The organism is Pseudonocardia sp. T1-2H, from assembly GCF_038039215.1.
GTDB lineage: Bacteria > Actinomycetota > Actinomycetes > Mycobacteriales > Pseudonocardiaceae > Pseudonocardia.
The window spans coordinates 1-14,149 of record NZ_JBBPCL010000001.1 but is presented as its reverse complement, the minus strand read 5'-3'; the positions used below and the strand labels follow the sequence as shown (position 1 = coordinate 14,149).

Genomic DNA, 14,149 nt, shown 5'->3' with positions numbered 1-14,149 from the left:
GGATGATCCGCGAGGCTGAGCTGTTCGTGATGGCGGAGCAGGTGCTCGTCGAGGTGATCGGCCGGATCCGACACGAGCACTGGCGCATCGTGGTCCCCGCGATGTTCGACATGCCCGGTGCGGACCTGGCCCTGCGAATGAAACCGCTGGTCAACCACTACGCCTACGACGATTCGTGGGTGCCGGACCTGCTGGCCGGCCGGACCATGGAGGACGTCGGCAAGGACCGCTTCGACGGCGACCTGCTCGGTTCCGACGCCGCGGCCGCCGTCGCCCGCATCTCCGGTCTGGCCTGTGCCGCCGCCGCGGAGGTGACGGACGGGGACGCGATCGTCCACTGCAGCTTCGGCGACGTCGCGGCGCGGGACTACTTCTGGCAGCTGAACATCGCCCGCTGCTTCCTCGCGCACGACATCGCGATGCACCTGGGGTCGCGGGCGTGCCCGCTGACCGAGGAGCTGGCGCGCGGGATGTGGGAGGGGACGGCACCGCGGGCAGAGGCGTGGCGGTCCATCGGGATCTTCCGGGAACCGATCGAGCCGGTTCCGGCGGACGTGTCGTGGCGGGACAGGTTCCTGATGATGGCGGGGCGGGATCCGCACCCGTTGGTGGAGCATTGACCGGCAGGGACTCGGGCCCCCGAACCCCTTTCGGGACTCTCGCCTCCGAGGTCGCTGCGGCCGCCGGTCGCCGGATCGCCGCTCAGGCCTACGAAGGTGCCCGTGTCGATCGGTGATCGGCGGCGTCCTCAACGAGGTGACCGGGTGGCAGGGCCTGTTCTGGCTATCGCCACCTCCTGCGTCACCCCCGAGCAGGTCGGCCAGGCCTCCGGCATCTCCAACATGGCCCGTTACGTCGGCGGCGCCGTCATGACCGCCGTCGTCGCCGGCGTCTACAGCAACGTGATCACAGCCCCCTCGCCGGAGGCCACCCCACACGCCGAGGCCCTCGCCGCCGGGTTCTCCCGGGGATGCCTCACGCTCGCGATCTTCTCGGCGTCCAGCATCGTCTTCGCCGTGTCCGCTGCCCGTCGCCCGAACCGGCCACGCACCATCGACTACGCGGCCGCGGCCGCGTCGACGTCCCTCACTCTCCCGGTGGCGGAGGTCGGCAGCGCGCGTTGACGGCCGGCCTCGGGAGCATTCGAGCAGCTCGACGCCTTACGAGAAGTGAGGTGCAGCCCGGACGCCCACCGAGGACGTGGCGTCCGCGATCTTGTTCAACTCGCTCTGGTAATAGGCCGTCTGGAGCCCGAAGACGAAGCAGAGCAACAGACCGATGAAGGGGTTGCAGGTCTGGGCCAGTCCGGCGGCGCGCTGGGCCTCCGCGATGCGGTTGCCGGTACGGAAGAACGACACGAGGAGCGCGATCCCGGTCCAGCCCAGCAACAGCAGCACCAGCATCGGACCGGCGACCGGTGCGTCCGGCTTGCGGGTGACGTCCGCCATTTCCCGGTGGATCTTGTAATACCAGACCAACGAGTAGATCCCGAGGGTGATCAGGGGCAGGCCCAGCCAGACGGCGAGCGGGTTGCGTCGCTTCACCAGGCCGCCCGTCGGCGGCGCGCCCATCGGGACCAGCGGCATCGGCTGCCCGCCATGCGGCGCGACGACAGGAAGGGCAGCACCGGGCTGGCTGTAGTTGTGGAACGTCGGGTCCTGGGGGCGCGACACAGGGACTCCTTCGAGTCTCGGGGACAGTTGACCGATCCGGCGGGCCGGTCGTCCGGCCTTGCCCGTGTGTCGCCCATCCAGCCCTACGCGTTAGATCCTCAGCCGGATGATCAGTAATTTTGACTACCCCCGGTCGGACGGGCACCCCAGGCGTGCCGGCCGGGAGCGGAGCGGCAAGGTCGAGCGCGCAGGAGCGCCGCCCCGGCCCGGCACGCGGTTCTGCGGAATGCGCTGTCCAACGACGTGCGCGAGAGCTGATCAGCCGGAACCCGGCGAAGCTGGTCACAACGTCGAACCCTGAGTACGAGGTGGACGCCGGCCCCGACCCGGGCGCCGCTCGTGAGCTGCCGGCGAAGATCGCTGATGACCGCTTGTCGCGCTCTACCTCTGCGCGATCGTGCTGGCATGCGCCGGCGCGAGCTGCTCGGCCTGGCCTGTCTGCGGCACGGGGCGTGTCTGTCTGCGTTCGACAGGTAGCGGTCGGGTTGATCTCACGGTTGTGGTCAGGACATCCGCCTGCAACTCTGCGACGCACGATCACCGATCCCGGTGCTCCTGCTGGTGCGGGCGGGTAGCGTCGACTCCCATGGCCGATCAGAGTCTCAGCGAGCAGGCCCACGAAGCCATCCTCAACGCGATCATCAAGGCAGCACCGAACGTGGGCAACAGCCCGGCAGGAGTCCGCGACCTCGCCGAGGCGTACGCCCTTCTGGAGCGGGATCTCCTCCCCGTTGCCGGCGTCGTGCAGAACAAGACATAGGCAGAGCCTCCAGCCACCGAAGACCCGGGCGCCCCGGCGGGTGATCCCGTTGCCCGACGTCGTGGTCTCGGCGCTGCGCGTGCACCAGAAGCGCCAGGACGCCGAACGGGCCGACGCCGGTGAGAAATGGGAGGACTCCGGGTTCGTGTTCGCCACCCGGCAGGGCCGGCCGATGTCGCCCTACACGCTGGTCAAGTACTGGCACGACGTCCGTGAGGCAGCCGGCCTCGGAACGTTGCGCTTCCACGACCTGCGGCACACCGCCGTGTCCTTGCTGCTCGCCCTCGGCGTGCCCCCGCACGTGGTCCGCGAGATCGCCGGCCACAGCGACATCAAGGTCACGATGATGGTCTACGCGCACGGAGACCTGACCGAAAAGGTCGCAGCACTGGCCCAGCTCGGGGAGGCGGTTTCGGCCGGGTTGATGCCACCGGTTGATGTCAGGCCGACCATCGAGACGAACCATGATCGGCCGACAGCGCCGTGACCTGGCGGAAGCGGAGGGATTCGAACCCCCGGACCCTTTCGGGACTCTCGCTTTCAAGGTGTGCTGGCGCCCTGGTCCCGCCGCTCCCTGGCTGCTCAGGCGTTCATCGGCGTCCGCCTGCGGACGAGCTGAGCGGGCCGGGTTGCGACACTGGTTGCTGTCGGTTGCTGCATCCCTGACGTGCCGTGCCACGCCCTCAGAGTGCCCCTGGAGCGCCATCCCGGAGACATGCCTGCCCGGCGAGGGCCAGACGTTGAACCGGAACGAATCCGCAGGTCGCGCCTACCTGCGGCATTCCGGTCTACACCCGATCCGACCTGCGGGGATGGCCTTCGCCAGTCCTCGCCGTCTGTCGCTGTTGGTGGGCGCTCTGACGAACGATTGACGATCGCGCGCCACGCTCCTGAGCCCGCTCGACAGACTGCCGACATGGCGTCCGCCCCCGCCCTCGACACCGTTGTCGACGCACTGACAACTGGGACATGCGCCCGGACATGCAGCTCGTCAGCGACCATCAGCTTGCGCTGGGTAGGGTAGAGCCGTCAGCCGTAGACGGTATGCAGGTCACCGACGGACCGAACCGTTCGACGCAAAGTTGCCAAACACTCATCGAACACTTGTTCGATACCGTCTGCATCTGTAAGCTCTCAAGATGGCGCAAAGTAGCTCGATCGAGTGGACCGAAGCGACGTGGAACCCCACGACGGGCTGCGACAAAATCAGCGCTGGCTGCGACAACTGTTACGCCCTAAAACTTGCTGGGCGACTGAAGGCGATGGGCCAAGCTCGCTACCAGCTTGACGGCAATGAAATAACGTCTGGTCCTGGCTTCGGCGTGACCCTGCATCCTGATTCCCTTGACGTGCCGTTGCGGTGGGCGAAGCCGCGAGTCATCTTCGTTAACAGCATGAGTGACTTGTTCCACGCCAAGGTGCCATTGAGCTACGTGCAGGACGTCTTCGCGACGATCGCAGCTACGCCGCGGCACACCTATCAAGTGCTGACGAAACGAGCTTCCCGACTCGCCCGTCTTGCCGATCAGCTTGACTGGCCCTCCAACCTGTGGATGGGCGTCAGTGTCGAATCCCAGGATCAACTCAAGCGAATGGATCACCTGCGCTCCGTGCCAGCTGGCGTTCGTTTTATTTCAGCGGAGCCTTTGATTGGCCCGCTGGACGGCATCAATCTTGACGGCATCCATTGGGTCATCGCTGGCGGGGAGAGCGGTGCGAGGGCTCGTCCTGTTGACCCTTCTTGGGTCCGCTCGCTTCGTGACGTCGCGAACGACGCGGGGGTGCCCTTTTTCTTTAAGCAGTGGGGTGGCCACACACCGAAGGCTGGCGGACGAACCCTCGACGGTCGACTCTGGAGCGAGTATCCCGAGCAGCGCAGTTCAGTCGCCGTGTGATCAAGACCTGAACTCGATCAGCGTCCCAGGGGGGTAAGTGTTCCGCTTTTTCTGATTCGGACTGGTTATACCCCCTGCCATCTGCATCGGTTTTAATGTCAACTTCTTCAGGTGCTTCAGAGCATAAGGCGTGTCGATGAGGATGTAGTGCTCGAGGGTCTCGACTGTGACCGTCTGTCCACGGAAGTGCTGAGCCATATCCCTCTGTAAAGGTCGGGTGTCGACCTCGTCTTCGAAGAGGACATCCAGGCCTGCGAGCTTGTCAGAGAACCTTTGCCCGCCGCCCGGGTCGACACGCCACATCACATCCTTCATAATCTCCAGGCCCTTGATGTTTCGGGTGCCGTAGAAGAGGAAGTAGCCGGTGTGACCGGTCTCGTTGATCATCTCGAAGCTTTTGACGAGCGGGAATCCACAGACGTCCGTAAGTTGCGCTTGATAGAGATCATGCAGGAAAGCCTTACGTTCGGCCCCGGAAAGTCCCTTCGCCTGCTTGAAAAGGTCCGTACCGAACAGTTCCTCTAGCCTGGGATCGATATTTCCAGCATTCGCGAACCTGTTAACCGTGTTGAAGTCGAAGTACACCAACAGCTCACACTTCTCGAATGACAAGAAGCGACGTAGCAAATCCATCGGCAGGCCTTTGACGCCGAACGGGTCAATGAAGGCGAAGGTGGGCGCGAGGTGCGCCTTCTGCTCGTCGAGGTAGGCGAGAATGCCCTCCGCGAGGTCTTCGAACTTGTCGCCTTGGACAGAGACTTCCACATTCGCTGGCCAAGGCTGGTGCTCAGCCATGAAAGCATCGACAACTTCGGTCAGTCTTGCGTGGCGCCTGGGTTTGTCCTCGTTGAAGATGAAGACGAACTTTTTGTTCGTCATTGCAGCCCCGTAGGTGTGATCAAGTAGGACACCCAAAGCCTGCGTAGGTGAGCCCGGTTCCCCACCCTTGTAAATTCCTGGCCCAGCGAAGCCATCCAGGAAAACGATGCGATCGTTCCACCGGCTCAGGACGGGGAACCAAGCTTTCAAGTATCCTGTCAGCAGCCGGTGCTTGGCCTCGGTGTGAGGCTTCAGCTCCCAGACGGTGTCGTCGTCGCCGTCGGTATCGTCGGTACTTGCCATCGTGTGGGCGCACCCTCGCATGCTCGTCGTGGTCTGCATGGGGAACTCGCTCCCCGACCACGCGGCGTTACTGATCCACCCCGCTCCGTTCAGGCTGACTGTGAGCTTGGCCCCTGGCGCCGGACACCTCGACGCTGCCCCGCTCCTTGACACTGGAGTGACAGCTCCTGCGAACGACCGGCCAGGGTCGGCGCCGGGGCGCGCAGCGGGGTTGAGGCGGTCGGCACGGTCGTGACTCTTGGAGAGGACGAGAAGATAAGGCGGCCTATGGCCGGCCGCCGCGCGTAGCTCATCTACCTCACCGTAGTGTCCGAATCTGTGGACCCCGCGACGGTAACTGCGATGATCACCGCCGGATCGGGACTCGTCGGGGCGATCGTCGGGTCTGTGACAACACTTGCGGCAGGTGGTCGCCAACACAGACGGACAGTTGCGTCTGAGCGATCCAAGGAAGCGCGTGCCCGAGAAGTCACCGCTGCTCAGCGGGCAAGCGCGCTCCTGACCGATCTCGACCATCGGCAGATGCGTGCAGATCGTCTCGAGGGCGAGGAGTCGACCGCCTACGCCTCGGAGACCAGTTTAATCCGCGATCAACTCCACCTTGAGCTCCTGTACCTCCCGACCGCCGTCCGCAAGGAGGTTGAATTCTCCCTGGAAGCTCTTCACGAGTCGGGATCGCTTTACCACATGGGCCACTTCTACTGGCAGCCCTACTCGATCTCCCGGGCCGCTGTCGCATATGCCAGGGAGGTTCTGGCCGCGTGCGCCAGTGGCGCCGAGCTGCCGAGTAGGCCAACCGCCATGGTCCGGATCGCGGCTGCCTTACAAGATCTGGATGCAGAGTATCGGGACATCATTTATGCCGATGAGATCGCCCAGTCCGATAAGGACGAGAAGGACTGGCTTGCCAGACACCCAGAGTTAGCAACGACCGAGACGCAAAAGCCTCGTACACGCACCATGTTTCGGAGAGTGACGAGTTCCCGCGAGAAGGAGAACAGGGTTTCCGGTTCGTAAACCGTACCGTGATTTTGTGATTGGTCGTGCTCTCAGTCTCTGAGCTGCACCGAAAGCTCCTCCGACTGGACTCGAACCAGTATCCCTGCGAAACAAGATCCACTCTGTTCGACGGTTGCGCTCGTCTGCAGTTGTGGCTCGCACGCTGCATGACTTCGCCCCGGGACGATCCCATCCCGGGCGTTCGCCATAGACATCTGTCGTTGATTTCTGGGGGTAATGGAGGGGTGCCCCTCCCCCGTCTGCTGAGTGCCATCCCGTCGACCTGGCACAGCCCGACCACGCGGTCGCTCGTGGGCGGCCCTCGACGTCACCGCACCCGAGCTTGCCAGGCTCCGCCCACGAGCGGCCGCGTGGTAGCCCTCCGGGAGGTCGTCGGGATGGTACGGGCCCATCCTGTTGATCTGCCCGCCCGGCGAGGGCATCTTCTCCTCAGTCGTCGAAATCGAGTGACGGTGGCAAGTGCGGCACGTATTCGGCAACCCGCCCGGAAACGCTGTTGATGTGATCAATCCATTTTCGCATAGATGTGAAACTGACGAGGTCGTAATGACTTCTGTTGTGATCGCGCGAGGTCCACTCGCTGCGATTCTCGTACGAAACAACGACGAAGTCCTGATGCGTAAGAGTGGGATTATCGTAGTCTCCGGGACCGACTGAGAGAATGTCCCCGCCTACCACGGCTACGGGGAAAGAGATGATCGGCGTGGTTCTGTCGGCCCCGCCGTATCGAATTCGAGCGTCGCGTGCGGCTTTGATCGCGGGAAGGCCGGTTTCGTGCATGTCACTCCGAGCCTTGAAGCCGGATCCTTCCCGATCCATGCGAACAACCTGCACTGCGCGCCGGGTTGAATTTACACGATGAATGGCCCACTCGTCGGTGAATCGCTTCAGGGTCTCAAACTCAGGGGGAAGGCGAACCTCCCAGGGCAAGTTCTCCCTATCCCAGTTTTTCCAGTCGTTCAGAAAAGCTATATGGGGCAGTGGGGTGCTCTTGCACTCGACGGTTATGATCAGCCATGCGTGCCGCTTGTGGCCCCCACGGTCGGTGACTCTTCTCGCGGCAATAATGTCAATCTCGCGAGTTTTCTGCAGGTCGGGGTCCATGTAGGCGGCAGATATGCGGACTCCGAATCCAGCGGCTTCCAATTCGGCGGCAACTCGTTGCTCTAAGAGGAATCCTGACCGGTCGAGGGCGGCAAGAATTTCGGAGTCGCTCGGGGTCGCACCCATCGGCCAACCATAACTGCGGCACGAGTTGGCAGCCGTGCGCCGCGCGGGGACCGGCCGGAGGCCGCACGCCCCGCGCGAGCGCTTGCGGCTGCACCGGACGCAGCGCCGCGCGGCGCCGCAGGCGCCGCCTTGAACAGGTAGAGAAAGTCTGAACCCCGCGGCCACGAGCTGTGCGGAACTGCAGGTCAGCGCGGTTGTCGGCTGGAGGTTCTCCGAGACGAGGTCTCAGTTGATGGGTGACGCCGCGGGCTGCCATGCGACGACGGTCTTGTCGTCGTGGCGCTTGGATCGAGGCAGCTCGATGCCGTCCGGGTCTGCCTCGGTCTCCCACTGCTGCGCACTGTTGAGGAACGCGGCGAGCTGTCCGTCGCCCTGCCTCGCGATGACGTCCCATCGGTCACCGAGCCGGTCGATGTGCATCTGGGCTCCGTCAGTGGCGAGCACGACCCACGAGACCGCATCGCGCGGGAACGAGCGGACGACCAGCTCGTCAGCAGCCGCCGGATCGGCCTCTGCGATCCAGTAGCCCCCGGTCTGATTGCGGTGCGGGAACTCGCTGCGCTGCAACTCGCGTAGGCGGTCGCGATGGTCGGGGCCGAAGCCGCTTCCCTGCCGTAGGTGCTCCCGATAGGCACGACGCTGGTCGGCCCCGATGCGGGCAAGCCGGTCGTCGGACAGTCGACTCGTGGTGCCGTCGGGATGACCGATGACGGCCGTGCTGTCGCCAAGCGCAGCGACCTCCACCAGCTCCTCCCCCACCCTGAGGATCAGCACGGTGGACGAGGGCGCCGCGCCGGGCACCAACCCGAGGCGGTCGACCATCCCGGCGAGAGCCTCGCGGAGCTGGTCACGGAGATCGCCGTCGTCCACGCGGCCGAGCAGAGCCGGGAGCAGCACGTCGACGTAGTCATCGGCCGGCGGGGCCTCCGGGCTGTAGGAGCTGGCGCCGTCGAGCACGACCGCGGCTCGCGCGCTCGTTCCCCACCGATCCTGTCCCGGCGGGTCCCCGCCAGGCCGCGACGCAGCGGCGACGGTCAGGCCCATGGTCGCGGGGCCACGAGGACGTCGCTGGACTTGGGCGTGAGGCCGTCGAACTCGGCGGTTACGGCCATGCTGAACGAGTCGTCGGGGTGCGCGGTGTACAGCTCGGCCAGGTGCTCGGTGAGGTAGTGGGCGGCGCCGATCGAGCCGAGCGCGTGGACTCCGGCGATGTGGGTGATGACCTGGCCGTCGCGGACATGGCGGGCGAGGTAGGCGACGTCGGCCCGGCGGGGTTCGGGGTCGTCCATCGGCGAGGCGAGCCGCTCCCCCGTGGTCTTGTCCACGATGTACCAGCGGCCCCCGTCAGCGATGGTCATCCCGAGTACCGGGTCCTCGCTCATCAGCGCGTTGCCGATGTGCGCCGACGCCGGGCCACACACCACGATCGAGTCGCCGGCCGGCTCCCACTCCTCGCGCGGGTCGACGACCAGCCGCTCGGCGGTGAAGGCGAGCTGCTCGGCCTCAGCGATCAGGCGCGCGCCTACCGCATCGTCCTCGGCGGCGATGACCATGTCTTCGCGCTCCAAGATGCGCCGGCCGACCACCGCGACGTCGAGCGGGCCGACCCCGAAGAACGCCCGGTGCGCGGGCGGGGCGCTGTTGCGGATCTGCGTGATCCGGCCCTTCGTCAGCCCAAAGGCCTTGGCGACCTCGGTGTAACTGCCGCCGAGCTGGTCCCGCGCCTCCTCGATCGCGGCCCGACGTAGGCGCGCCAGCTCCACCGAGCGCTGCTGGTAAGTCGCCAGGAAGCTCGGTAGCCCTGCGCCCTCGTCGCACCGGGTCAGGCTCCCGGCGCAGGCGTTCGAACTCCTCATCCACGCCCGCGAGTTTAGGCCCCTTGACAAGCAGGCTCGCCGCGGGCCATCATCGGTTTAGCCCCCTCAACATCACTGCTTCAGATGTTTAGGGGCCTACACGGATCGATCGAAGGAGCAAGAGCGATGCGAGACATTCCGGTGAACCTCGGCGGCTACAAGCTGACCATCGTGGAGCCGCCCGCCCCGAAGATGCGCGATGACGTCAACGGCGCCCAGATTCCGGTGACCGACCGCGACGGCGCCACCCAGTTCACGGTGTCGCTGTTCGCGAAGCTGCGGGCCAAGCCGGGCGAGCGGGCCCCGAAGGGCGAGGAGATCAAGGTGACCCTCGCGACCGATCCCGGGCCGGACTTCGGGGAGGACGTGCGGGTCGAGCTGATCGACGTCCGCGTGTCCCCCTACCAGCTCGAGTCCGCGGGCCGGGTCAACTCCGGACTCGCGTGGCGGGCCATGGGCCTCAAGCACGCCTCGGCCCCGGCGCCGCGCCCGAGCAGCGACAAGTAGCAGCGCCGGGCCTGACGGCCCACCTCCCGGCGGCCTGACCGGCCGCGCTCGGGCACGGGGCAGCCGACCCCCTCATTGATCGGCGAAATCACCGCAATTCCGCAGTGGCTGCCCCCTGCCCGAAAACAGGCCACCACCAGCACCGGAGGCCCCTGATGACCACCACCGCGACCACCACCGCCGTCTGTGGCGGCTGCTCGGGCTCCGGCTCGTGCGACGTCTGCGACGGCTACGGCACCACCCCGGACACCTCCCCCGGCGCCGGTGACGGCCGGGACTGCCCCGCCTGCCCCGGCGACGGCATCTGTCCCGGCTGTCACGGCACCGCAGCCCCCTGCACCGCAACCAGCCCCGAGGAGACGACATGTCCCTGACCGCCACCGAGAAGCCCGTCCGGCACGGCCGGGTCCGTCAGCCCGCGAACGGCGTCGGTCGCCTGGTGCGCCGCCTGGACCGCGAGCGCCGCCGGTTCCTGCACGCCACCACCCCGGAGGTCCCGACCGAGCAGGCCTGGCGCGCCGGGGTCGCCGAGGGGCTGCGCCTGGCCCAGCTCGCCATCCGCAAGGGAGTCTGATCATGGCCCGCCCGCTGCACCGCCCGTCCCTGCGCCACGCCGAGGCGCACCACCGCCCCACGGTCCGGCACTCCTCCCGCCCGGTCGGCGGCGAGTTCCGCGGCCTGGCCTGGCTGGCCCGCCACCCCCTGTTCCTGCTCGTCCCCACCACCCTCGTCGCGGCCGCGGTACTCGTCGGCCCGGTCCCGGCCACGATCACTATCGGCTCGCTGCTGCTGGCCGTGGTGGTGTGGGGGCGGCTGCACCCGCCCACGTTCGACCGCTTCGCCGCCCCCACCCTGCGCGCGGCCTGGCGGCGCTGGACCACCTACCGCGGCCGTCGCTGGGCGACCCTGCTCGCCGACTGCGGCCTCGCCCGGACCAACCACCACACCGGACACATCGACGCCCCCCGGGTACTGCGGGTCCGCTCGGCCACGCGCTCGATCGACACCCTGCGGGTCCGTCTGACCCGCGGCCAGGACCTCACGCTCTGGACCGGCCGCACCGAGACCCTCGCCGACGCGATGCGCGCCCACCGGGTCGCCGTCACCCGCCACAAGCCTGGGGTCCTCACCGTCGTGGTCGAACGCCAGATGCCCTTCACCCTGCCCATCCCCGCACCAGTGATCCCCACCGACGCCGAAACGGTCGATCTCGCCGCGCTCCCGGTCGGGGAGGACGAGTACGGCCACCCCTTCACCCTCGGCGTGCCCGGCCGTCACGTCCTGGTGGCCGGCGCCACCGGCTCCGGGAAGGGCTCGCTGATCTGGGCACCGCTGCGCGCGATGGGGCCCACCATCCGCGACCGGCTGGTCCGGCTGCACGTCATCGACCTCAAAGGCGGCGCCGAGACCCACCGCGGAGCACCCCTATTCCACCGCCACGCCACCACCCCCGCCGAGGCCATCGCCGTCCTCACCGCCGTGCGGGACGAGATGAAGACCCGCCAGGCCCACATGGCCGCCCACGGCCTCCGGCGCCTCGACGTCAGCCCGGAGACCCCGCTGGACCTGGTCGTGATCGACGAGATGGCGATGCTCACCGCCTACGGCGAACGCAGCGACGTCCGCGAGGCCCTGCGCCTACTCGCCGAGATCCTCACCCAAGGACGGGCCTGCCTGGTCTCGGTCATGGGCTACGTCCAAGAGCCGTCCAAGGACGTCGTCGACGTCCGCGAGCTGTTCCCCACCCGGATCTGCCTCGGCGTCACCGCCAGCTCCCACGTGGACATGGTCCTCGGCGAAGGAGCCCGCGAGCGGGGCGCGCTGGCCGACGAGATCCCCGGCGATCAATCGCATGCCGGGATCGGGTACGTGATCGACCAGCGCTCGCGGCTGCCGATCCGGTTCCGCGCCGCCCTGGTCACCGACGAGGAGATCGACGAGCTCGTCGCCCGCTGCACCCCACCAGCCACCCCGGGGCTGCGGGCCGTCGGCGATGGGGAGGCCGCGTGATGTGGGCCGTCACCGGATGGGCCGCCGCGACCTGGCTGCGCGTCACCCTCGCCCTCGCCACCACCGTCGGAGTGCTCTGGCTCGTGCTCGGCACTGGCTCCGGCTGGTTCTGGGCCGCCGTCCTCGGCGCCGCCCTGATCGAGTGGAAGACGACCCGCGCGCTCGCCGCTGAATGGGGCGCCGAGGCCCGCTACTCCTGGTGGTGGACCCGATGAGCCGCGTCCCCGCCCCCGTCGGGAGGCGGCCGGGCAAGCCCTGCTGTTCGACGACGAGACCACCGACCGCGTGCTGCGCGACGCCCGCGACCCCGGCTACGTCCTGGTCGGCATCGGCGAGACCGTGCACACCCGCCACACCGGCACCCGCGCCGCCGAACACGCCATCCCCGTCCGGCCCGACATCGCCACGACCGTGCACCAACTCCTCGCCGCCGGACGGCTCACCCACGGAACCCGAGTCACCGTCACCGTCGACGGCCACCCGGAACCCGAGGCCGCCACCGCCGTCGACCTGCCCGCCATCGCCACCACCGAGGCCCAGCCGGGAGACCGGGTGCGGGTGTTCGTCGATGTCGTGCGCCCCGGGCACGGCCTGGTCACCGCGGACGAGTTCTCCGGCGCCATCGTCCGCGAGAACGGCACCTACCTCGTCGAGACCAGCGCCGGGGAAGTCATCGGCCGGGCCCGCTCCTACCGGGCCGGCGCCGAACGCCTGGCCCGTCACCACGGCTTGCGCGCCGATCCCGTCGAGATCGAACACGAGCACGAGGTGTACGCCCGATGAGCGACCTGGACCTGACCGCGCGGTTGCGCTCGTTCGACTACCCGACGTGGCGGGCCCGCATGGAAGCCACCGGCGGCTGCGCCCACCCGGTCCGCCTCCGCGGCTCCTCCACCATCACCACCCGCGACGGGCGGGTCCTGGCCCAGCGCACCGGGGAGGTCTGGGCGCCCTGCGGGAACCGCCGCGACACCGTCTGCCCGGCCTGCTCGGACCGCTACGCCGCCGACGCCTTCCACCTCATCCGCGCCGGACTCGCCGGGAACGAACGCGGCATCCCCGCCACCGTCACCGACCGGCCCCGGCTGTTCCTCACCCTCACCGCGCCCTCGTTCGGGGCTGTCCACACCCGACGGCTCACCGCCCGCGGCCGGGTCATCCCGTGCGCCTGCGGGCTCCACCACCGCGACCATGATCCGCAGCTCGGCGGCGCGATCGACCACGACACCTACGACTACACCGCGGCCGTGCTGTGGCAGGCCCACGCCGGGAAGCTCTGGCACCGCTTCACCATCGCCCTCCGGCGTGCTCTTGCCGGTCGGCTCGGGGTCTCCGGCCGCCGCTTCGGCCAGGTCGCCCGGCTGTCCTACGCCAAGGTCGCCGAGTACCAGCGCCGCGGGCTCGTCCACTTCCACGCCGCCCTCCGGCTCGACGGCCCGGACGGACCCGCCGACCCACCGCCCGCCGGGCTCACCGCCGAGGCCCTGCGCGACGCCGTCCACGAGGCAGCCACCGCGACCAGCCTCGACGTCACCCGACCCGACGGCCCGATCCTCACCCTGCGCTGGGGCGCGCAACTCGACCTGCGGGAGATCACCCCCACCGCGCACGACGCGGTCACCGACGAGCACGGCGAGATCACCGACAGCCGGTTGGCCGGCTACATCGCCAAGTACGCCACCAAGGGCACCGGGAAGACCGACGGCCACCCCGACCGGCCCATCCGCTCCCTCGCCCACCTCGAGCGCATGCGCCTCGCCGCCCATCACCGACGGCTCATCGAAACCGCCTGGCACCTCGGCGGCCTCGACCAGTACGCAGAGCTGAACCTGCGCAAATGGGCCCACATGCTCGGGTTCCGCGGCCACTTCCTCACCAAGAGCCGCGCCTACTCCACCACCTTCCGCGTCATCCGCCACGACCGTCGGGCCTGGCGGCTCGCCGAACAGCTCGACCAGCTCGGGCACCCCGCCGACGACCCGGTCCTCGTCGTCAACGACTGGCACCTCGTAGGCATCGGTCACCGCGACGAAGCCGACCGCGAACTCGCCATCGCCCACGCCGAACGCATCCGAG

The 14,149-nt window shown here is 67.9% G+C and carries 18 protein-coding genes; 13 read left to right on the top strand and 5 right to left on the bottom strand.

All coding sequences use genetic code 11. The features are described 5' to 3' along the window. The first annotated feature begins 2 nt into the window (after positions 1-2). Both WBK50_RS00090 and WBK50_RS00085 read left to right on the top strand, forming a co-directional pair. Positions 3-620, top strand: coding sequence for a TIGR03086 family protein (locus tag WBK50_RS00090; RefSeq protein WP_341333645.1), 618 nt, complete (start codon positions 3-5; stop codon positions 618-620). Between the two features lie 144 nt (positions 621-764). Continuing rightward, entirely contained in the window at positions 765-1,124 is a 360-nt protein-coding gene (locus WBK50_RS00085) for a hypothetical protein (RefSeq protein ID WP_341333644.1), read from the top strand. Positions 1,125-1,160: 36 nt separating this feature from the next. On the opposite strand, the gene WBK50_RS00080 is transcribed toward WBK50_RS00085, so the two are convergent. Then, entirely contained in the window at positions 1,161-1,673 is a 513-nt protein-coding gene (locus WBK50_RS00080; protein ID WP_341333643.1) for a DUF4234 domain-containing protein, read from the bottom strand. Between the two features lie 586 nt (positions 1,674-2,259). On the opposite strand from WBK50_RS00080, the gene WBK50_RS00075 reads away from it, so the two are divergent. From WBK50_RS00075 to WBK50_RS00065, 3 genes are all read left to right on the top strand, one after another. After that, complete coding sequence (locus tag WBK50_RS00075; protein ID WP_341333642.1) at positions 2,260-2,433, top strand: hypothetical protein; 174 nt, start codon at positions 2,260-2,262, stop codon at positions 2,431-2,433. A gap of 40 nt (positions 2,434-2,473) precedes the next feature. After that, positions 2,474-2,920: a tyrosine-type recombinase/integrase gene (locus WBK50_RS00070; protein WP_445942198.1), complete on the top strand. Its 447-nt coding sequence runs from the start codon at positions 2,474-2,476 to the stop codon at positions 2,918-2,920. Between the two features lie 652 nt (positions 2,921-3,572). Beyond that, positions 3,573-4,328, top strand: coding sequence for a DUF5131 family protein (locus WBK50_RS00065; RefSeq protein ID WP_341333640.1), 756 nt, complete (start codon positions 3,573-3,575; stop codon positions 4,326-4,328). On the opposite strand, the gene WBK50_RS00060 is transcribed toward WBK50_RS00065, so the two are convergent. Next, positions 4,329-5,489, bottom strand: a complete 1,161-nt coding sequence (locus WBK50_RS00060) for a three-Cys-motif partner protein TcmP (protein WP_341333639.1) — start codon at positions 5,487-5,489, stop codon at positions 4,329-4,331. Between the two features lie 303 nt (positions 5,490-5,792). Here WBK50_RS00060 and WBK50_RS00055 point away from each other — a divergent pair, with 303 nt between their 5' ends. Then, entirely contained in the window at positions 5,793-6,467 is a 675-nt protein-coding gene (locus tag WBK50_RS00055) for a hypothetical protein (RefSeq protein ID WP_341333638.1), read from the top strand. A 432-nt stretch (positions 6,468-6,899) separates the two neighbouring features. Here the strand turns inward: WBK50_RS00055 and WBK50_RS00050 are convergent, their stop codons facing one another. The 3 genes from WBK50_RS00050 to WBK50_RS00040 form a co-directional block, all read right to left on the bottom strand. Further along, positions 6,900-7,700, bottom strand: a complete 801-nt coding sequence (locus WBK50_RS00050; protein ID WP_341333637.1) for a hypothetical protein — start codon at positions 7,698-7,700, stop codon at positions 6,900-6,902. 225 nt (positions 7,701-7,925) lie between these two features. Beyond that, a complete protein-coding gene (locus WBK50_RS00045; RefSeq protein ID WP_341333636.1) occupies positions 7,926-8,657 on the bottom strand; it encodes a hypothetical protein in 732 nt (243 codons plus the stop codon). Between the two features lie 77 nt (positions 8,658-8,734). After that, on the bottom strand, positions 8,735-9,556 hold the full coding sequence (locus WBK50_RS00040) for a hypothetical protein (RefSeq protein WP_341333635.1): 822 nt from the start codon (positions 9,554-9,556) through the stop codon (positions 8,735-8,737). A gap of 126 nt (positions 9,557-9,682) precedes the next feature. Here WBK50_RS00040 and WBK50_RS00035 point away from each other — a divergent pair, with 126 nt between their 5' ends. The 7 genes from WBK50_RS00035 to WBK50_RS00005 form a co-directional block, all read left to right on the top strand. Then, entirely contained in the window at positions 9,683-10,063 is a 381-nt protein-coding gene (locus WBK50_RS00035) for a hypothetical protein (protein ID WP_341333634.1), read from the top strand. A gap of 155 nt (positions 10,064-10,218) precedes the next feature. Continuing rightward, entirely contained in the window at positions 10,219-10,437 is a 219-nt protein-coding gene (locus tag WBK50_RS00030; protein WP_341333633.1) for a hypothetical protein, read from the top strand. Continuing rightward, positions 10,428-10,637 (top strand): hypothetical protein, encoded by a 210-nt coding sequence (locus WBK50_RS00025; RefSeq protein WP_341333632.1) that lies wholly within the window; start codon positions 10,428-10,430, stop codon positions 10,635-10,637. Before WBK50_RS00030 ends, WBK50_RS00025 begins: the two co-directional genes overlap by 10 nt. A gap of 2 nt (positions 10,638-10,639) precedes the next feature. Beyond that, entirely contained in the window at positions 10,640-12,073 is a 1,434-nt protein-coding gene (locus tag WBK50_RS00020) for an FtsK/SpoIIIE domain-containing protein (protein WP_341333631.1), read from the top strand. After that, complete coding sequence (locus WBK50_RS00015; RefSeq protein ID WP_341339234.1) at positions 12,073-12,288, top strand: hypothetical protein; 216 nt, start codon at positions 12,073-12,075, stop codon at positions 12,286-12,288. Before WBK50_RS00020 ends, WBK50_RS00015 begins: the two co-directional genes overlap by 1 nt. A 70-nt stretch (positions 12,289-12,358) precedes the next feature. Further along, positions 12,359-12,856 carry a hypothetical protein gene (locus WBK50_RS00010; protein ID WP_341333630.1) on the top strand — a complete coding sequence of 166 codons (498 nt, stop codon included), beginning with the start codon at positions 12,359-12,361 and terminating at the stop codon, positions 12,854-12,856. After that, the coding region (locus WBK50_RS00005) for a replication initiator (protein ID WP_341333629.1) at positions 12,853-14,149 on the top strand (1,297 nt) is incomplete at its 3' end. The genes WBK50_RS00010 and WBK50_RS00005, both read left to right, overlap by 4 nt.